The organism is Enterococcus lemanii (assembly GCF_016909125.1).
GTDB classification, from domain to species: domain Bacteria; phylum Bacillota; class Bacilli; order Lactobacillales; family Enterococcaceae; genus Enterococcus_I; species Enterococcus_I lemanii.
Genome location: NZ_JAFBFD010000020.1, coordinates 1 through 19,011 on the forward strand (window position 1 = coordinate 1; position 19,011 = coordinate 19,011).

Below are 19,011 nucleotides of genomic sequence, written 5' to 3' on the forward strand. Positions count from 1 at the left end.
TCCTCTTTTTGTTATTGGCCGCTAAACCTAACATTAAGAATAATGGTCTTCTTTCTTTTTTTCTAGTCCTACCGCAATATATTTTACACTTAGGTAATTTCCTCATAAACAAAAACAGCTAAATCCATTTAATTAGGGTTTAGCTGTTTATCTATCGGTAAAAGCACAAGATATTTGAGTTTTATTCGAATGATTCTTCTTTTAGTTTACTACGAATCAGTATGTTTCTATCCTTTTAATTCAGGCGAATCACTGATTTGGCGATTCACTAAATGGCTCACTCAAATTGGGATACGTTTCATTTGATGAGGCAAGTACTTGGTCATGACTTGTTTCGCTAGCGACTTCTTTCATTCCTACTTTAAACGCTAAGAAATACAACCCTCCCAGTAGCAAACCGCCACCGACCAAATTTCCTAGCCAAACAAATAATAAATTATTCAAAAACGCCCCCCAAGTCACACCACCAGCTAAAATGCCTGCCATTATCAAGAACATATTAGCGACCACGTGTTGATAACCGGCAATCACGAAGCCTGCAACCGGTAAGAAAGTACCTACAATTTTCCCAATAAAATCTTTCGAAGCCATATTCATATACACACCTGTACAAACAAGAATATTACAAGCAATTCCCGACAAAAAGGCTTGTAATGGCGCATCCGCAATTCGTCCCTGAGCCACGGCAATGGTTCGCTCTAAAAAATGACCATCTAATGTTTTTGAATAGTAACCAAAGAAAATAGCAACACCAACAGCCCCAACGAAATTAAAAACCGTAACTAAAAATAAATTTCTTGCCCATTGCTTCACACTAATTTCCTTGGCATAAAGCGCCATCGTTACGACAAACATATTACCAGTCACTAGCTCACCACCTACAAGCAATAAGCAAATTAAGCCAAACGGAAACATCAGAGCGCCCATTAAGTTAGTCATTGTCCCCCACGAAGCAGGCATTGTCCCCATTGTTCGAATCATCGCAACACCCGCTAAGGCAATGAAAACCCCGGCCATCATTCCTAAAGTTGCGATTGTTATAAAACTATAGTTTGCTTTTACTTTTCCTCTTTTAATTGCTTCATCAACTAATTCTTTTGGTGATAATGACATTGACTTACCTCTTTCATTTTTCAATATGTAAATAAATATATGTATTTATATATAAATTTGTTATCTTTTTCACTATTATAATAACATATTTTTTACATAATAAAACCCTTTTTTTTATTAAAAAATAGAATTTCCAGTTATTATCCGCTTGAAAACAACGACGAAAAGGCTTTTTCTAGCTAAAAAAAATAATAAATGCTCATTTGTTAACAATGGTTTTTTGTTTGAATTGCTTTGATTGCTAAATTTTAAAAAAGGGATTGTAAATTCTTGTTAATTTTGAACAACTAGAAAGCCAACAGGATAAAAAAATCGCCTGTTGGCTTTTCGTTAATTTTTTATATAATGTCTACTGAATAATTGCCAAATATTCATAACGTGCTCAATTTTCGAATATTGACTTAAATATATATCTTATTTAATAGCCACTATAATGCTAATAAAATCGTGTATAATAAACTTATAATTGATGACTTCTGAAGGAAAAACACTGGGTCCCAAAATGGGGTAGGCATAAATCGCTGAGCATTCCTATGTGCCTGGGGTCATCTTTTTTTATTGCTATTGCATTACTTGCCAAAACTTTGATGAACCCTTTAATTTTCTTATTTAAATCAATAAAACCTTGTGATAAGCAGATGAAAATTACAAAGTATTTATAAAAAACCAGCCCACCCTTCAAATTTGAAAAGTGGGCTGGTTTGCTAATTTTTGTCCTGGTAGTCTTAATAAGATATGATTCACTCCCTTTAAAAATTAGCCCTCCACCTCAGCTAATCGTTTGTCTAACTGTTCTAATTTGAATTGTCTTTGGTGGGATTCAAAAATAATCGATTTATAAAAAGAACGAATACTCTTACGTGAGGCAATCTTATTCTGATAACAATACACACAAAATCTTCGGCAGAATCTTATACTAACAATACCTCTTGATTATCAATCAAAACACGATAATCCTCTTGAATGGCAATCGTCCGAATATCAAAATCATTACTACAAATTACTCGGGCATTGACCATCAGGCAAGCTGTAATTGTGGCAATCTCCCCAAAGTTAGAAACTGGTTTCATTCGTTTCCCTTCTTCTATCTTAGTAAGATTCATCTCACGAAAAGATTCTTTAACATCCGTGAGTCGGTTTCGATAGATTTCTTGCTCAACCTTCGTTAAACAAGAAGAATCTGCCGGATCAAATAGAAGCCATTGTTTCTCAGTAACAAAAGAAACCACCGTATTTTTTATTTCTGAGGTAAGTAATTCGTTATAAACTTCTATATGGATATAAATATTCTCATATAGGTTATCCATCCATTCTAAAACATTCTCTTTTTGAAAATTGGCGGCAAAGATTAACATGTTCGAATCAATAAATACCTTTTGAGGTGAATCAGTCATCTTCTACCCAATCGTCCATTAGCTGTTGTCGCTTCAGCCAGTAAACTTCCGCTTGTTTAGGATCAATGTGTTTCAGAAGATTGGCAGCCATTTCTAACGTGATTTGATGATTACTAACTTGTTTCTCAACTTCTTTTGAAAAAGAATTAAACTGTTCAAACGGATAACTTTCATCTAGATAACTTGGTGGAAAACCGAGGTCTTTTCTAACTATTTTCCATTCTTCATCGCTTCTGTTTATAATCGATGAAGAGATACTATTTCCGAGTTCTTTTAATCTTCTAGTTACTGCAACATAAGGCATAGAGGAGAGATCCGCAATCTCGATTATTTTATTATCAAGATTTCCTTTCAAATTTCGAAAAAGAGCGGTTACGAGATCATCAGGTAACATAACATTAGCAGCAAAATGGTCTGCTGCTCGCTCATGATCAATTTTTTCATAAGCAATTGGAATTTCATCTGATTCATATTGTAGATGCCAGAGTTCATGCGCAGCACTATAATACCTGATACGTAAAGGTTGTGCCGTATTAATTGCAATAAGATGTTTATCTAACAAATGAATTGAAGCGCCATAATAAGAAAAATCCGGTACATTTTGATAAATAACAAACGCCTTTTTAGCAATTACCTTCTCAATTTCACTCCCTAAAAAAACTTCTTTTCCAAAATAATTTTTTAGAAAATCATTAGCATAAATTCTTGATATTTTTTCCGCTTGTTTTTTATTGATTGTTGTCATCTAATCCACCTACTTATTTAGCAATTGAACAAAGTGTTCTACGTCAAGTAACAATTGATTGAATGCACGTTCCCCTTGTTCATTAGAAATACTTCCTCTTAAAGAATAAACAAGCTTGCCACTAAATCCATCTGCTGAAGAGGCAAGTTCAGAAATACTCATACCCGTGATTTTGGCAAATTTTTCAATCTGTGCAGGTTGAAGTTTTCGCGTACCATTAAATAGTTGGCTAATCAAAGAAGGTGCAACGTCCATTTCAGTGGACAACCATGCTTGGGTTTTACCATTATCCGTCAACCATTTCTTTACATTTTCTACTGTATTTACATCACTTCTCATTGTTATCGCCATCCCTTCACACATAGTGTAACACCATTTGTGAATATTCACAATTATAACGATACGGATTGTGAACTTAATTTCCAAAGAAGGAGAGACTATAAAAATTTAAACTAAAAAACCAAATCATAAAAAGATACTTAAACAAACGAATCGTTTGATCTCATTTATCTCGCTATCATTCTTTCTCAATTTTATAAAATCTATAGCTAGCACACAGCCATCTATAACTTAATAAATTCTTTTAATACACGATAAACTGTCACAATAGGCATCCTTTTCAATCGATTCAGCAGCAATACGGTCTCGATTATTCCATGCATTCGTTAAAAGATACGCAAATAATAACTGATTTCATTTTAATTTTTAAACTTCTTTATTTAAAATGGCATTTAATTTCTTTAAATCACTAGGTAATAAAAATTGTTTTCTTCTATAAAAAACCAGCCCACTCTTCAAATTTGAAAAGTGGGCTGGGTTGCTTCGTCTAAAACAATTTTTGTCCCCTATCGTCGGGGTTGGGGCTCGAGTAGCAAAACAAATTCCTCGCGATAACTATCCTTCATTCATTTCATTCAAAACCCGTACCTGACCAAGCAGTGAAGTGAATTCGGTGATGGCAACTTCATCAATTTTTTGGATGGTTGCGGCGATTTGATTGGCTAGTTTTTGATCGATTTTTTGGGTTAAAGTCTCGTACTTTTTAAGTAGTACTTCCCAAGTAGCTGGGTGGGTGGTGAAGCCTTCGTAATCTTGCTTTTCTACCGAATAAATCGTGCCATCGTTTGTTTCAACTTCAAGGCGACACGCCATTTCTTGTGGGAAACGCGCGCTGTAGGTCGCATCGACTTTTACCTCGACTTTTTGTAGTAGGTTTTGAACGTCGGCTTGGTTAATTCGACTCGGCTCGTATTGCTCAGGCATAACTTGACCGTCTAAAAAGGCCACGGCCAGCATATATGGCAACGAATGATCGGCTTCTTCTTTCGTTTGGATGGTTTTCTTTTCGCCTTCTTCGCCACCGCCAATGATATGATACGCCACATCAAAAGTTGTTAGACGGATTTGTTTGATGTCTTCTACGGCTATTTTTTGCTTATTGCGAATTTCTAAAAGCCCTTCGATTGAAGATTGGGAATGAATTTCAGCGTTGTATTTTTTTATGATGGTTTTGTTTACGTGTTCTAGCATTTCTTTTGACCAATCAATAGTAAACTTGCCGGCAATACTGTCCATCAAACCTTTATTGCCTTCAAATACTTCGCGTGGACCAGTAATGCCATAACTTGCAAGGAGCGCCGCATGGACAGCTCCCATTGCGGTATTCGGATAAGTCAGGCCTTTCCAATTGGATAGACTGCCTGTTCTTGTTACCCGTAAAGCGTTTTGAGTTGTGCCTGCAATCGCAATGGCATTGGCTATTTTCTGTGCATCAAGTCCCAGTGCTTTTGACGCACCAGCCGCTGCACCATACGCGCCTTGCACGGTGTGGTCAAAGCCGTGTTTTCGAACGGGTGCTACCTCTGATAATCGAGTTTGTACTTGATAAGCGATCCCTAGCGACAATAGAAATTCTTTGCCACTAATTTGATTGTATTCCGCCGCAGCAAGAACTGGCGCAATATTGTCTGATGGGTGACACGTTTCTTCTTTGGCTAAAAAGGAATCGTTGTAATCCAAATAACGAATTGCTGCCCCATTGTAAAAAGTTGCGTCCACCGGTGTCGTTTTCCCACCACCGATTAAAGTCACAAGCGGCTTGCCACCAAAAGTTTCCGTCATTTGACGAATCGCTTGAATTGGCTCTCCTTCTAGCGCGCCAATGGCTACTCCAACACTATCTAATAGCCGCTTTTTTAAAGCCTCCACCGCTTCTGCTGATAAATCTTGCCATTCAAGTTGTGCGACCCATTCGGCAAGTGATTCAACCATTGTTTTATTTGTTTTTGTCACAGAAATCCCTCCTTCTTGCGATGATTCATTAAGCATTTTTGCCGTCATCCAGTGTCAGGACGCGACCAAATAATTCCGCATTCCCCCAAATCCCTCGACGCAAACCTTCTAATTGAACAATTTGGCTATGGTCGACGAACAGATTGATTTCCGGACCATAGTTTTTAATATACCAAGCAAAAACATTCGGATCGGCTGCTTCAAACATGACTTTTTCCGTGCCTAGCTCTTTCACAAATTTAGAAACCATGTCTGTTCGCCAAGTATCCACACTTTCCGTAATACCTTCTGATTCAATCATAAGCATATACGCACCCGCGGCTAAACATTGCTTGCCCGTCTCAATTGCCTTATCGATATCGGTTAACCCAGCTGCTTCGTTTTGCGCCACCGTGTTGGTCCCACCAGAGCCAAATTGAATCCCAATCTCTGGTTTTGCCAGTAATCCCGCTGCTTGAACACGCTTGGTTAAACGCACAATGTCGTCACTTGGAATTGTTAAAAAACCCGTAGAAATCTCAATAATATCAAAACCAACTCGTTTGCATTCACTAATATAATGATCGACCGCTTCAATTCCTTGCGTCAAAACGTACTCCATCCAGCCACCCGTATCGACTTTCACGTCATATTCATGACAAATATTGATAAAATGAATTAATTGATCTTCTGGCATCAAAGAAAACGAGCCCCCCGCAAACTTAATGATATCCACATGTTCACCCATTGTTTCCATAATATCTCTTAAATAACGTTCCCCCATGACATTGTAGTACGGGCCGCGGATTTCGGTTACCCCATAACTTCTTGGCTTTTTCGGGCGGCTATTGTGTCTAATTTTTGAAAATGCTTTATTATTGGTCATCTGACTTCAATCCTTTCTATGATAAAACTAAAAACAGTGCGTGCTTCCCTTGCTCCTTTTTTCATACACACTTTTGAGTCATTCATCGCTTTTTTCGTTTTTCCTGTTTATGTTACGATTCATGCATGATAAAAGCGTTTTGATTGATTCTGTGCTAAAGTGAAGAAGTAACGTTAAAGTCATCTTAGCACCACAACTTTTAGAGATAAATATGGATTCTCGTTAGAAATATCGGATTTCCCGATGAATAGGATGTGAAAGAATGAATTTAAATCAAATGAACGCCTTTTTGGCCATCGTTGAAACAAGTAGCTTTACGAAAGCCGCTGACCAGTTGTACATTAGCCAATCCACCCTATCTGACCGACTCTTTGCTTTAGAAGAAGAACTTGGCACACGCTTAATCCAGCGACGTTCCGGCAACAAAAAACTAAGCTTAACCGAAAAAGGCATTGAATTTTTAGACTACGCTGCTCGTTATATTGAATTAGAAAATGAAATTAACGATTGGAAAAAGGCCCCCTTACTCCCGCATCTAAAAATCGGCGCACCGCAAACCGTTAATGCGTACTTGTTTCGTGGCCTTTATCGCAGTTACCTAGCAGATACTTATCAAATCCACGTCAGCTCCCATTGGAATCGCACCATTTACAATATGGTCAATTCATTTGAGCTCGACATTGGCATTGTTTCTCGCCCTTACCAGTCTAAACAAGTAACGACCACCGCTTTGATCAATGAGCCATTACTAATTGTTTATGACGAACGCTTTTCAGATTACCAAAAACTCACCGATTTAAAACGCCCCGATCAAATCTATATCGGCTGGGGACCCGTTTACAAAAAGTGGTATCATCAACACTGGGACCGAAACATTCCGGCAAGAATTACACTCGATTCCCCCGAATTACTGATGGACTACCTCGAATCCGAAGCGGCTTGGGCGATCGTTCCCTTATGTATTTATCAAGACATTATCCAAAAAAATCCCCATATCAAAACCGTGCCAACCGAAAGTGACGTCCATCGCACGCTCTATTTAATTTATCAAATGGGCCAAGGCCAAGCCCGAAATCAAAAAATTGAAGAATTTATCAAGAGTTTGCATGATTATGTGCTAGATTTAGAAGTGCAGAATTTATGTACAGTTTTAGGGGGGATGGGGAAAGAAAAAAGAGAGTGAAGCTTGTTTTTGAGAGTTTTATTGAAACATAAAAAAACTTGAAGCGCCTGCGATACATAAAGGCGCTTCAAGTTTTTTATATTTAAATTTATTTTTTTATAAATCAAATCATTAAAAATATCTCTCTTGCATTTTTATCTTATCAATTATTCTTTCTAATTCAATAATTTCCCTTACCAAGTGATGAACTGTTGTACATGGATTTTTTTGCGAAGCTGGAACGTTCATCTCGTAACTCTCTTCAAGTCTCTGAGCATTTTTTATTGCTGAATTTCTACGATTTTGTAAAATTTCAGTTACCCTAGGATCATTTTTGTTATATCCCTCGAGTCCTTCTTTTTTCATATACATGTCCAGTTTTTCAGTATATTGCTCTCTCATAATCCCTGACTGAAGATATTCGAAATGCAATAAAAACCATAGTTCAAAAGAATCATTTGCCCAAGCCGTTTGCCAACCTAGACTAGCAGCCTTTTTAATTGCATTATCAAAATAATTTTCTGGAATATCATCTTTGTCAAACACTAACCATATATTTTCAAATAATCTAGGACTTGTCCTTAAATAAGCTACTACATCTTCAATTAAACGAAAATTACTCGTTCCCATCCCTTCAATGTCAAAATTAGGAACAGTTACTCGATCTTCGTATCCTTGATATTTTCGGCTTAAACCATCAGCCATTTGTTGAAAGTATAAGACTTCTGTTTTCGTTCCCTCTGAAGCAACTAAATAAGTGGCCGGCTCAAGAATTCGTTTTTCTCTTGTTTTTCGTTTTCCGACTTTTCTAGCCATTGAACTCCTCCATTCGTTTTAATGAAGGGATAGAGCGGTACCTACCTAAGATATAGTCTTTCCCATAACTTGCATCATTGCGGATTTTTTTGTCTTTTTCATCTACATAAGATACTAAAGAATACAATTCAGAAACCCCTTGCTCGCTTTTATCAGTAAACCAAATTTCATCTCTTCTAAGATTATCCTTGTCTAAGGTAAAAACTTCTTGCGTTGAAAAAATTAGTTGCGCATGATTCGGGTTAATTCTTTGGTCGTGGAACATAATGATAATATAGCGAATTAATAATGGATGAAGTTTGGCATCCAATTCATCAATAAAAATTGTTCCTCCATTATCAAGAACTTGTTTAATATTTACATAAAGCATCAACATTTTTATCGTACCACTCGATTCACTCTCAATCGGTGTCTGCAGTAACTCTTTTGTGAATGGATTCTGATGATAAGCAACGACACTTTTCCCATCACTTTCTTCAATCACACCTAGCTCGGCAATTCCAATATCAATTGCCCGAATAAAGTTCTCAAGTTGTTTTTTTTCTTTTGGATTTTCAATCAATTTAATCAATGGATGATTCCAACGGCCGTTTTTCATTCGTCTAATTTCTGTAAATTCTCGATTAGGGTTACCATAATCGACAACAGGCGTATTTTTAAACCATTCAAATACCGTTTGTATAGTCGGCAATTTTAATTTAGAAAGAACAGAAAGAATCAAAGTGTTACTTTCCACTAACGAAAGTAAATTTTTAACATCAATTTCGTCTAAAATAGTGCCTTCGAGACTATTTTTAGTGCGATCAAAAATTGTCAAATAATGTTCCATTACTCGTGATGAATCACGCTGATATAAATATTCTTCAAGTATCATTCCCTCTTGACCAATTGAAAAACCATACTGAAAAATATCTTGTTTAGCAGAAAAAATAACACTAAATTCAGTCGGAATTGCTTTGTCTTCAAACCAAAAAGGTTCTGGTTGGAATCGATTACTAGATAACTCGTTTTGAAAAGAATAAAGCACCAGATGTTTCATAATATTAAACGCATCAATGACGTTACTCTTCCCAGAAGCATTTGCACCATAAATTGCTGCAACTTTTAATACCTTTTCATTAAACGAATCCGTCACAACATCTTCTGGATGCTCTTTAATCGAAGTTGCTAATAAATCTAGAGTCATTTCATCTTTAAATGATTTAAAGTTCTTAAACGTAAATTGATGTAGCATATCCTCACCTCTCAGAATCATTATACGTTAAAACAATCGATATTTCAATTTTTGAGAAAATATCTCAAAAATCAAATCAGAAAATTTAACCGTTAAAAAAGTCTGATTAAACATATTTCTGTTTAAATCATATGCTGTTTATCATTTCCATGCACAAAAAACTTGCCATCCATTCGTATATAAATGGATGGCAAGCTTGCATTTGTTGAAAAGTTTGTTATTTATTATTGGGAGTAGATAGTGGAATAACATTTGAATCGTTAAAATAAATAGGTAGCGGTTCAGTCGTATATTGATCTAAGAAACTAGGTTCTAAATTGAAAATCGCTTCAAAAAAAGATCGATCAATAAAATGATCATTGCAGATAAAATTTTTATTTCTACTAGTACTAGTGTTTGCCAATTTATTTTGCAAAAAAGTGAGCGCTTGAATATTCTCAAAAAAAGCTATATTTTATACTCATTTTAACGGAAAAAACCCTACTTTCGTAAAAGTAAGGTTCCTTAGTTTGGATACGTATATCGAACTAAAGTAAGATTAACCCCGTAGTGAAGCTTCACTACGCGAGCCAGTCTGAGAAGACTGTTTCATTTAAGAGAAATATTACTATTACTTACTTAGAGAGTCAAGTAAAATAAAAAGAGGATATCTTTGAGAACAGCTTCTTCATCCATTTGTTCTAAAAGATTACCTAAACTAACGATATTTAGCGACATCCAAATTAACCCTTTCTAACTAAATAACTAAAAATAGAATCAATTGAATCCTTATCATTTTATGTTGACTTTCAATACTAACTCGCTTTGAACTGTCTAAAGCATCCAGAAATTTCTCTGCGGTTTTTGTACTAAAGGTCAATTCTTTTTTAAAACTCTTAGTTGCCATGACAGGTTCACTCTCCCTTCTATTTATAAACGTCTCGGCGGTGGCCAATTTATAAAACTAAAATAGTGATTGTATCGTCCTCTCTGTTTGCTAATAAACGATAAGCACCTATCCTATATCGCCATTGTCCGCCCTTGTTCCCCGCTAATCCTTTACCATGAGTTCGAGGCAAATCGGTGCCTTCTAAATTTTTAGTAATCCAAGATAGTAGCAGCATCGTTTGGTACTTATCCATCTTTTTTAATGCTTTTTGAACATTTTTTTCGCATCGAACAATCGATTTTTTTCCATCATAGCCCTAGTTCTCGAAACAGTTCTTGGTAGGAAATACTTTCATCGTTTAATTCATGAGATTTTATCGCTTGTTCATACAATGCCATATCAACTTGATTTTCTAATCTTTCTAATAGCTTGGTTTTAGCAAATTCTGAGAGACTTAATCCATTTAAATCTGCCAGCGCTTGAATAACCGTTTTTTCTTCATCGGTCACTCGAAATGTAATAATATTCATAAAAAAGCCTCCTTCGCGTACATCCGCTCTACAAATCGACTGTAATATAAATGTACGCAAAGGTCAAATATTTATGCGTTTTGTACCTAATATTATAAAAGCTATAAATTAGTTTATGGGTTGTTGTTGGTTTCTTTAAAATAAACGATAAATCATTTTTTCAATAAGAAAAAGGACTACTAAAAACTGTTGCAATCGTTTATACTACAATTATTGCAGATGACTCGGGAAGGAAAAACACTGGGTCCCAAAATGGGGTAAGCATAAATCGCTGAGCATTCCTAGGTGCCTGGGGTCATCTTGCTTTAAATCATTCTTCCTCAATCTTTGGTAAATAGTTTTTTTGGGAGCTATATTCTATGACAATAAAATCAATAAGCCATGGTTCTAATCTTCATATCTGCTTCCTCGTTTCTATGCACAGTATATGACTGCGCTCTCAACACTTAAAATAGAGTTTTCTTCAACTATTTACCGCAAAAAAGTAAACGCTCTATCAATAAAAACACCTAGACTGCTTAACCGAATTAAAAAGTTAAGTTGCCTAGGTATTCCTAATAATTTAATTTTTGATTCTTTTAGTCTAGATTCAGCTAATAACATTTTCTAATACTTTTTAAAATGATAATTAAGCGTAAGATCTTTATCCTAATCTAATGATAACAAATCTACTAACCCCAATTGATTTGACTTTTTTCGTTTAGGACTTTTTTGGGAATACGCTCGGATCGCTTCCACTAAATCATTTGGATTTGAAAAAGTTGATTCAATGTAGCCTTTTGATTTCAAGATACTTGCTTTTTCATTTAAATGTGTTGCTAAAAAAATTGAGGGTTTTTGTTTCTCTTTTCCACTTTTCACTTTCTGAAATTCTTGATATAAACCATAGTGATGAATTAGCAACATCTCTATTTCCGGGGTCGTTAAAAAATAATATGTAGCTTTAATTTTTTCTTGATATGGACTTTTAATTTTTCTCATCGCATTATCGTTATCTTGAACTAGAAAGATTACTAATTCTTTGTCATAATTCATCGTTAAGTAACGTTTCTGAAAAATATCGGATTTCCTAGCGTCAATTGGCAATATATCATTCGTCAATAAATCATCTCGGTTAATTTTTAATTTATTATGATCCAATAAAATTTTCAGATAATACTTTTCAGAATTCCCCTCACAAATCAATGCAATATAACGATTTGACCATTCAATCATTGTCTAAGCCCTCTACTGTTTTTTTTATAAATCGATTTAAATTCCAATACCTTTCAAAAGATGGTGCCGTACCAAACAATCCACTCAAAAATAAATCGCTATTTTTGATATCTGAACGATTTTTACCTCCCTCACTGGCTAAGCGATTCAAGCTTTTCACACTGATTTTTTTGTTAATTTTTCTAACAATCCGAATAGAATCACGCCTTTTTAATGAATCAAGTAGTTCACTGTAGTGGGTAGAAAAAATAATCGTTGCGCCGTTCTTATTCACATCCGACTGGAAAAATTCAATAATATTTTCTACAATCGCCTTATTAAAATGGTTTTCCAGTTCATCAATTAGTAGGTAGCCTCCCTGAGTTAAAGTAGAGATGATTGTATTTATTAACCCCAATCCCCTAATTGTTCCTGAAGATAAATACTGATTTAAGTCAAAAAACGAAACTACCGTCTCTTCTTGATCGGCTAATTTTAAATCAAAAGCAATTCTTTCTATAGAAAAATTTTCTTTATTAAAATCTTTTGGAACTTTTAAGACTAATTTTTCAATAGTTGGATCCAAAAATAAGATGATTTCTGATGAGAATTCAGAAACATTACTTAAAAAATTCATATCAGTTTGATTGAACGTATCACTCACATAGTCAGAAGGTATTTTATTTAACTGCGATGGCACAATTGAATCATCAGACTTTAAAAATTGAAGTATTTTCTTATCTAAATGTTTCCTCTCTAGCTTTAAGGAAAGCTCTTCTTCCCCAAATTCATAAAGTTTTCTTTTAGAGAGGTTACTTGTCAATTTCTTTTCTAAGATAACTTCATTGACAAACTCTAATTGATTCACATAACCTTTTTTATTTTTTTGTAACTCTGAAGTTGTTTTATAAATACAATCTTTATCAACAAAAAAAGTAGTGATAATAATACGATCATCCATTAAATCCATTATTTTTTTTGTCGAATTTGCACTTTTTCCCATAAATATAACTTCAAACACATAATTCATTAACAATAAACTGTTCGTTTTCCCCGAAGCATTGACACCTGCCAACGCGATTACATTATTGGTATTTACGGTTCCATTTATCGGCGTAACAATCCCAGTTTCTTTTTCTTCTTGGTAGACTCTTTGTTCATTCACAAAGTTCATTTCAAATAAATGATTCTCGAATATTTTTATTCCTTTAATTTTCATACTTAGCATTTTAGGCAACATATTAACGCCTCCTTCAAAAACTATCATAAACGAAATTTTCGATTATGACCAGCGTTATTAGTCAAATAATGAATATTGCAAATGAATAGAGCCACTTATGCGGGGTATAGAGCCAGCTATTGCATTAATTAGAGCCGCTAAGCGCGAAAGAGAAAGCCAGTAAAATAATAAATCACTGAGCATCCCTATGTGCCTGGGGTCATCTTGCTTTAAATCATTCTCCCTCAAGCTTTACTAAAAACCTCAAGCTTTACTAAAAAGCTTGAGGTTTTTTTGCCCTGAAAACAAAAAAAAGGCGTTTCCGCGCCTTTTTTTCTGAAAGTTTTTTATGATTTGATACTTCGTGCATTTTTTATTTTTATTTTTGTTTTAATAATTCATTGATATAAGCGATTTTTTCAAACGCAATTTCTGTTGGTAAGGTACAGTCGGCACCAATGATGTATTTATGTGAGCCAAATGTCGCTTGGATTTCAGCTAGATTTTCTTTGATTTCGGCTTGGCTGCCATCGACTAATACGCCTGAGCGGTCATCGAATCCGCCTAAATAGGTTTTGTCGCCAAAGATTTCGACTGCTTCGTTAAAACTATAATGGCTTTCATGCATCGCCCAGTTGACCACATCGCTTGGGTAATCTTTGTATCGTTTCAATTCGACTTGTTCTTTACACATATGTAAAAAGCTAAATTTTTCTGTTGTTTTAGTAGCGTTTAAAAGGCCAATTTCTGGTTTTTCTAGAACGTCTGCAAAAAAGTCATCGTTAAAGACATTTTTTTCACCTCCTAAAGCGGCGTAGTAAATGCCTTGTACGCCACTGGCTAACGTTGCTTCTAAAACAAGGTGCGTATTTTCTTCAATAATTGCCATGGCATCTTTAATGGCTTGTGGATTTCTGGCATAGTGTTCTTTCATTAATTCAGGTGAGTAAGAGTAACTGTGGCCGGATGAATGAGAAAGTGACGCCATTAAACCGTGTACGGTACCTAATAAGAAGCATTCGCCATCGTTTTCTGTTACGATTCGATCCAAAATCTCTACTTGATCGGTAATTAATTTTGAATTTTTAGTTAGGCGCGTGATCTTTTTCCAATCGTCAATGGTTTGGATTTTATTCGTGGTGCGCATCTCGTTTTCGTTCATGATTTTCAAAATATCGGTTTGTGTTTTTTCTTTATATTCGAGATGGGCGGCTACTTGAGCATCTACGCCTTGCTTGATTACGTCAGTTGGGAAGTGAAGCCAAAAGCCCATTGGTGCGTGGTCTGTTTGTTCACCGGCTAACGTTTTTATGACGCGTTCCATTTTATTCATGTTTTTTTCTCCTTTGCTGCAAAAACTAATATTTTTAAGGCTTCGCGATAAATTTTGATCGTTTGTTGAAAAACTGTTTTATTCATTCGTTCGTCTTTTCCGTGAGCGAATGTTCGCACGTTTGCCAGTTTTGGGCCGTACGAAATAAACCCAGGGAAATAACTGGCATACGTGCCACCTCCCATATACACAGGAGTTAATTCTTCTTCTGGGTAAAACTGATGGAAATTATTAATTAATTGATGAATCAAATTATTTTGTTCAACTAAATGGCAAGGTTTTTCATTTATCGTCTCAAGTGTCCAATTATAAAATGCTTGTTGAATAGTATGGACGACTGCTTCTTTGGTTAAACCTGTCCCAAATCGAACGTCTAACTCGATAGTCCATTGGCTATTTTCGTAGTTAGTGATTCCTAAATTAATTGTTGTATCACCGAATCGTTCATCGGGAACAGATAAGCCAATTTTTTGACCATTCATATCGGGTGTGTCGAGTTGTAAAATTTGCTGGATTCCCTCACTTAATTGGTATTCGGGGATACTTTTTAACAGGCGATAAGCCGCATTTACGCCGGCCGTTGGTTTTGAACCATGGGCAGGTAATCCCCAAGCGAGAAAGTGATTTTGTCCGCTTTCTTCGACTTGGCTAAAATTAAAGCGAGATAAATTTGCCTTATGGTCAACTAACATTTTTGCTTGATCGGGAACAGAATTAACTTGTTCCCCGCTACTAAAGTTAGTCAACCAAGGAATGGCTTCTTTTTTTGTTAAGCGCAAATGCAAGCGGCCTTTTTCTCCTAAGACTGCTGGAAAAAGAGCATCTGGAACAAAACCATACACAGGCATTTCTTCTTGGCGAACATATTCTTGAATGCATGCCATCCCAGTTTCCTCTTGCGTACCAAAGATTAAGCGAACACGAACACCTTGGTCTTTTATCATAGCTTCTAGTTCTTGAATTAACAGAAGCATCATTGCCGCTGGACCTTTATTGTCATAAATTCCCCGACCATAGTAAAAATCTTGATCTTGCGTTAATTGAAATGGCGGTACGGTCCAACCTTCGCCAGGTGGAACGACATCTAAATGAACAGGAAATCCAATTAAAGGGCCTTGTTCACCTATTTGTGCCCACCCAACAAGGTCATTGACTTTTTTAACTAAGAAACCTGCTTTTAAGCAATGTTCTAACGTAAAATCAAGAATGGCTTGTTGATCATTGGTGCCACTTGTTGGATAAGATTGAAAAGCCAGCCATTTTTCAAGTAACAAAAGAATACGAGTTTCAATTGTAGGCATCTTCTTTCAACCTTTCTAGAACAAGCGTAATAAGGAGCCAAGTAAACTAAAGCCAATTAAAATCCATAATATTTTTGAAGAAGTCCATTTTTTAGCGGTCATTCCCCAATAAACAAAGAAGACAAGGGCAATTGGCAAGATCCCTGGAGCGATTTTATCGAGGGTTTCTTGTAAACTAATCGCTTTTTCACCCACATTCAAAGCGACAACTGTATTTAGTTTTACCATCGAAGCAGAAAGCGCCCCCATCATAAACATCCCTAAAATACTACCGCCTTTAATAATGCTTTTAACTAAACCACCGCGTAAGACTTTACTGATTGATTCTCTTCCTAGCTTGTAACCATAATGGAAAAAGAAATACCCTTCAAAAAAGTTTAAAATTGACCAAAGAACTATAAAGAACGCACCAATCACATTACCTTCCGCCGCAAATGATGCACCTAAAGCAGAGAATAACGCTAAAAATGTTCCGCCATCAATCGCATCACCAATCCCAGCCATCGGTCCCATTAAACCCGTTTTAAAATCGACAATGACTTCATCTGGAACTTCTTCACCAGCAGCTTTTTGTTCTTCCATTGCAAGAACACTACCGTGAATTAAACTTCCCCAAATCGCTTGCGTATTAAAAAAGCCTAAATGACGTTTTAAAGCAGCTTTCAAATCTTCTTCGTCTGGATACAATTTCTTTAAGACAGGCGCAAAAGAGGCACCAACTGCTAATGCTTGCATCCGCTCAAAACTATTAGAAAGTTCGGCTGTCCACCACCAACGTAAGTAAGTTTTTGTGACGTCTTTTTTCGTTAACACACTTGTTTTTTGATTTTCCATCTTTTTATGCTCCTTCCGCTTCTAAGTTTTTCCCAATTGTCATCATTAAAGCGATACAAGTACCAAAGATTGCTGCACCCATAATTGGTAATTCAACATATTTCACTAAGAAGAAGCCAATTACAAACAGTGGAATATAGTGTTTTTTACCAATCATAAAGATCGTTGTCGCAAACCCAAGCGCCGGTAATACGCCACCCATGACCGTCAAACCGTTCATGATCCAATCTGGAATAAAGTTTAAAATTTGATCAACTAAATCCGCGCCGAAATAGTTTACGACAAAGATAATTGGAAATCGTAAAACAAAACCAAACAAGAAAGAATAAGTAGTAGCACAGTGCCAAACACCTTTAATATTGCCTTCATCCGCATATTTATCCGCTTTATGGACTAAAAAAGCATTTCCTGTTCGACGGAGGTTATTAATAAATACACCAATAATTCCCATTGGAACCGCAATACTAACAGCGACTTCCGTTGTAATCCCCGTTTGTAAAACAATTGGAATCGCAACTAAAGCAGCTAAAGCTTTATCAGAAGGAATGTTCCCACCAGCTGCGACCATTCCTAAGTAAATGACTTCAATCCCAGCACCTGTAATTAATCCTGTAGTCACATCGCCTGCAATTACCCCCAAAACAAAACCAATAAAGGTTGGTGATTTTAACGTTGAAAATAATGTATATCCGGCTAAACTCGCCGCAATCCAATACCATAATGCCGTAACCAATGCTAATACAAATGTTGAACTCATCACATTCACTCCTTAAATTTTAGTGATTAAAACTTACTTTTAATTTCCGCAAAACTCATGCTTGATTCTTCTGGAACAATTTGAGCAATAATTTCAGTCCCGTTTTGAGTCATTGTCTCTAAAAATTCAATTTCTTTTGGTAGTAAAGAAACGGCTGAAATAATTTTCGTTCTTCCTTGTTCGTAAGGAATCCCACCTAATTGTAAACTTGTTAATTTCAAACCATGATTTACCGCTTTTTCAACGGATGCGATATTTTTGAATAAAACAAAAACTTTATCTTTTTGATACGCACCAGTATTGAAACGTTCGGCACCTGTTTGAGTATCTAAAATTTCAACATCAACCCCAGCCGGAGCCGCCATTTTATAAATATCAACCATAAAAGCATCCTTGCCTAAATTGTCATCTAAAATCACAATCTTGTTGGCTTGAACTAACTTCATCCACTTTGTAATGACTTGTCCGTGAATCAAACGGTGATCCACGCGTGCAAATTTAATTTCTTCCATTTTTGTATCCTCCGTTGTGTAGTTTTTAAATGCCTCAACTACATTTTCATATTTTTTTCTTTTTTCTAAGGAATGACTCAGTAAATCAAGTAATAAACGTAACGACAAATCGGTATAAGCTTCACCGTCAAATTCTAATGCTAAACGCAAACCAACTTTGTAAGTTGTACTCCCATTTAAATCGCTAATAAAAACAAGTGATTGCTTATTACCAATTGAAGCTCGAATATGATTGAGGTATTCTTCATGATCTGCTTCTAGTGCTAAAGGAAACGCGATTAATTCATCGGAGGAGCCAAATTGCTTTTTGACATCTTCCACTAACGTTTGTCCCCAATTGCCATGGGTCAAAAGAACGACTGTACTCACTTGGCTTCCCTCCTTAAATAAGTTTCTAAATCAATTGCTTCATCCTCTGGGACCATCTGAGAATAAACCCGGATACCTTGATTGATCGTATCTAACAAACGCTGACTTTCTTCACTTGTTAGAAATAAGTTACTCAATACTTTCGTCTTGCCAATTCCAGATGCCATTCGTCCAAGATTTAAAGAGGCGAGATGGTACTGCTGGACGAAGTGACAAGCTAAGTGAATATTTTTAAACAAGACCATTGATTTATTGTTAGTGTCTGCTTGAATTTGATCCATTTGACTACTGGTTAAAAAGGAAACTTCACAATTTTTTGGTTTAGTCATTTGAATCATTTGTTTTTCAATAATGTCTGAAGCCGTTTTGTCATCCACAATAATTATTTTCTTAATTTGCTCATGATCAACCCATTTAAAGAGCACTTGACCATGAACCAAACGATCGTCACAACGAGCAAATAACATCGCAAT

At 35.8% G+C, this 19,011-nt stretch carries 19 protein-coding genes; 1 reads left to right on the plus strand and 18 read right to left on the minus strand.

The features are described 5' to 3' along the window. Window positions 1-249: 249 nt before the first annotated feature. The 6 genes from JOD14_RS06875 to JOD14_RS06900 form a co-directional block, all read right to left on the minus strand. Window positions 250-1,113 carry a formate/nitrite transporter family protein gene (locus JOD14_RS06875; RefSeq protein WP_204654105.1) on the minus strand — a complete coding sequence of 288 codons (864 nt, stop codon included), beginning with the start codon at window positions 1,111-1,113 and terminating at the stop codon, window positions 250-252. Between the two features lie 911 nt (window positions 1,114-2,024). Next, a complete protein-coding gene (locus JOD14_RS06880; RefSeq protein ID WP_204654106.1) occupies window positions 2,025-2,507 on the minus strand; it encodes a hypothetical protein in 483 nt (160 codons plus the stop codon). Further along, a complete protein-coding gene (locus JOD14_RS06885; RefSeq protein WP_204654107.1) occupies window positions 2,500-3,252 on the minus strand; it encodes an ImmA/IrrE family metallo-endopeptidase in 753 nt (250 codons plus the stop codon). Before JOD14_RS06885 ends, JOD14_RS06880 begins: the two co-directional genes overlap by 8 nt. 9 nt (window positions 3,253-3,261) lie before the next feature. Next, window positions 3,262-3,591 carry a helix-turn-helix domain-containing protein gene (locus JOD14_RS06890; RefSeq protein ID WP_204654108.1) on the minus strand — a complete coding sequence of 110 codons (330 nt, stop codon included), beginning with the start codon at window positions 3,589-3,591 and terminating at the stop codon, window positions 3,262-3,264. Window positions 3,592-4,146: 555 nt separating this feature from the next. Further along, the gene (locus JOD14_RS06895) at window positions 4,147-5,544 is read right to left on the minus strand and encodes an MmgE/PrpD family protein (RefSeq protein WP_338031676.1); all 1,398 of its coding nucleotides are present in this window, start codon (window positions 5,542-5,544) and stop codon (window positions 4,147-4,149) included. Between the two features lie 28 nt (window positions 5,545-5,572). Continuing rightward, window positions 5,573-6,409 carry a phosphosulfolactate synthase gene (locus JOD14_RS06900; RefSeq protein WP_204654110.1) on the minus strand — a complete coding sequence of 279 codons (837 nt, stop codon included), beginning with the start codon at window positions 6,407-6,409 and terminating at the stop codon, window positions 5,573-5,575. Between the two features lie 262 nt (window positions 6,410-6,671). Between JOD14_RS06900 and JOD14_RS06905 the strand changes: the two genes are divergently transcribed. Further along, window positions 6,672-7,592: a LysR family transcriptional regulator gene (locus JOD14_RS06905; RefSeq protein ID WP_204654111.1), complete on the plus strand. Its 921-nt coding sequence runs from the start codon at window positions 6,672-6,674 to the stop codon at window positions 7,590-7,592. 111 nt (window positions 7,593-7,703) lie between these two features. On the opposite strand, the gene JOD14_RS06910 is transcribed toward JOD14_RS06905, so the two are convergent. The 12 genes from JOD14_RS06910 to JOD14_RS06965 all read right to left on the minus strand — a co-directional run bounded on the left by JOD14_RS06910 (window position 7,704) and on the right by JOD14_RS06965 (window position 19,005). Beyond that, window positions 7,704-8,387 (minus strand): RloB family protein, encoded by a 684-nt coding sequence (locus tag JOD14_RS06910; RefSeq protein ID WP_204654112.1) that lies wholly within the window; start codon window positions 8,385-8,387, stop codon window positions 7,704-7,706. Further along, complete coding sequence (locus tag JOD14_RS06915) at window positions 8,380-9,621, minus strand: AAA family ATPase (protein ID WP_204654113.1); 1,242 nt, start codon at window positions 9,619-9,621, stop codon at window positions 8,380-8,382. Before JOD14_RS06915 ends, JOD14_RS06910 begins: the two co-directional genes overlap by 8 nt. A gap of 935 nt (window positions 9,622-10,556) precedes the next feature. After that, window positions 10,557-10,784, minus strand: a complete 228-nt coding sequence (locus JOD14_RS06920) for a type II toxin-antitoxin system RelE family toxin (RefSeq protein WP_338031679.1) — start codon at window positions 10,782-10,784, stop codon at window positions 10,557-10,559. A gap of 13 nt (window positions 10,785-10,797) precedes the next feature. Continuing rightward, window positions 10,798-11,019, minus strand: a complete 222-nt coding sequence (gene relB / locus JOD14_RS06925; RefSeq protein ID WP_204654115.1) for a type II toxin-antitoxin system RelB family antitoxin — start codon at window positions 11,017-11,019, stop codon at window positions 10,798-10,800. Between the two features lie 648 nt (window positions 11,020-11,667). Further along, the gene (locus JOD14_RS06930; protein ID WP_204654116.1) at window positions 11,668-12,234 is read right to left on the minus strand and encodes a hypothetical protein; all 567 of its coding nucleotides are present in this window, start codon (window positions 12,232-12,234) and stop codon (window positions 11,668-11,670) included. Beyond that, window positions 12,227-13,453, minus strand: coding sequence for an AAA family ATPase (locus JOD14_RS06935; RefSeq protein WP_204654117.1), 1,227 nt, complete (start codon window positions 13,451-13,453; stop codon window positions 12,227-12,229). The genes JOD14_RS06930 and JOD14_RS06935 overlap by 8 nt, the downstream gene beginning before the upstream one ends. 358 nt (window positions 13,454-13,811) lie before the next feature. Further along, on the minus strand, window positions 13,812-14,765 hold the full coding sequence (locus JOD14_RS06940; RefSeq protein WP_204654118.1) for a uroporphyrinogen decarboxylase family protein: 954 nt from the start codon (window positions 14,763-14,765) through the stop codon (window positions 13,812-13,814). Further along, window positions 14,762-16,066: a Sapep family Mn(2+)-dependent dipeptidase gene (locus tag JOD14_RS06945; RefSeq protein ID WP_204654119.1), complete on the minus strand. Its 1,305-nt coding sequence runs from the start codon at window positions 16,064-16,066 to the stop codon at window positions 14,762-14,764. Before JOD14_RS06945 ends, JOD14_RS06940 begins: the two co-directional genes overlap by 4 nt. Before the next feature lie 15 nt (window positions 16,067-16,081). Continuing rightward, window positions 16,082-16,900 carry a PTS system mannose/fructose/sorbose family transporter subunit IID gene (locus JOD14_RS06950; RefSeq protein WP_204654120.1) on the minus strand — a complete coding sequence of 273 codons (819 nt, stop codon included), beginning with the start codon at window positions 16,898-16,900 and terminating at the stop codon, window positions 16,082-16,084. Window positions 16,901-16,904: 4 nt separating this feature from the next. After that, window positions 16,905-17,657 carry a PTS mannose/fructose/sorbose/N-acetylgalactosamine transporter subunit IIC gene (locus tag JOD14_RS06955; RefSeq protein WP_204654121.1) on the minus strand — a complete coding sequence of 251 codons (753 nt, stop codon included), beginning with the start codon at window positions 17,655-17,657 and terminating at the stop codon, window positions 16,905-16,907. 26 nt (window positions 17,658-17,683) lie between these two features. Then, window positions 17,684-18,538: a PTS sugar transporter subunit IIB gene (locus JOD14_RS13530; RefSeq protein ID WP_204654122.1), complete on the minus strand. Its 855-nt coding sequence runs from the start codon at window positions 18,536-18,538 to the stop codon at window positions 17,684-17,686. Continuing rightward, a complete protein-coding gene (locus JOD14_RS06965; RefSeq protein WP_204654123.1) occupies window positions 18,535-19,005 on the minus strand; it encodes a PTS sugar transporter subunit IIB in 471 nt (156 codons plus the stop codon). Before JOD14_RS06965 ends, JOD14_RS13530 begins: the two co-directional genes overlap by 4 nt. Between the last annotated feature and the right edge of the window lie 6 nt (window positions 19,006-19,011).

Coding starts and splice junctions, on each gene's coding strand:
- JOD14_RS06875 (WP_204654105.1), bottom strand. CDS start 1,113: ATGTCATTATCACCAAAAGAATTAGTTGATGAAGCAATTAAAAGAGGA.
- JOD14_RS06880 (WP_204654106.1), bottom strand. CDS start 2,507: ATGACTGATTCACCTCAAAAGGTATTTATTGATTCGAACATGTTAATC.
- JOD14_RS06885 (WP_204654107.1), bottom strand. CDS start 3,252: ATGACAACAATCAATAAAAAACAAGCGGAAAAAATATCAAGAATTTAT.
- JOD14_RS06890 (WP_204654108.1), bottom strand. CDS start 3,591: ATGAGAAGTGATGTAAATACAGTAGAAAATGTAAAGAAATGGTTGACG.
- JOD14_RS06900 (WP_204654110.1), bottom strand. CDS start 6,409: ATGACCAATAATAAAGCATTTTCAAAAATTAGACACAATAGCCGCCCG.
- JOD14_RS06905 (WP_204654111.1), top strand. CDS start 6,672: ATGAATTTAAATCAAATGAACGCCTTTTTGGCCATCGTTGAAACAAGT.
- JOD14_RS06910 (WP_204654112.1), bottom strand. CDS start 8,387: ATGGCTAGAAAAGTCGGAAAACGAAAAACAAGAGAAAAACGAATTCTT.
- JOD14_RS06915 (WP_204654113.1), bottom strand. CDS start 9,621: ATGCTACATCAATTTACGTTTAAGAACTTTAAATCATTTAAAGATGAA.
- relB (WP_204654115.1), bottom strand. CDS start 11,019: ATGAATATTATTACATTTCGAGTGACCGATGAAGAAAAAACGGTTATT.
- JOD14_RS06930 (WP_204654116.1), bottom strand. CDS start 12,234: ATGATTGAATGGTCAAATCGTTATATTGCATTGATTTGTGAGGGGAAT.
- JOD14_RS06935 (WP_204654117.1), bottom strand. CDS start 13,453: ATGTTGCCTAAAATGCTAAGTATGAAAATTAAAGGAATAAAAATATTC.
- JOD14_RS06940 (WP_204654118.1), bottom strand. CDS start 14,765: ATGAATAAAATGGAACGCGTCATAAAAACGTTAGCCGGTGAACAAACA.
- JOD14_RS06945 (WP_204654119.1), bottom strand. CDS start 16,066: ATGCCTACAATTGAAACTCGTATTCTTTTGTTACTTGAAAAATGGCTG.
- JOD14_RS06950 (WP_204654120.1), bottom strand. CDS start 16,900: ATGGAAAATCAAAAAACAAGTGTGTTAACGAAAAAAGACGTCACAAAA.
- JOD14_RS06955 (WP_204654121.1), bottom strand. CDS start 17,657: ATGAGTTCAACATTTGTATTAGCATTGGTTACGGCATTATGGTATTGG.
- JOD14_RS06965 (WP_204654123.1), bottom strand. CDS start 19,005: ATGTTATTTGCTCGTTGTGACGATCGTTTGGTTCATGGTCAAGTGCTC.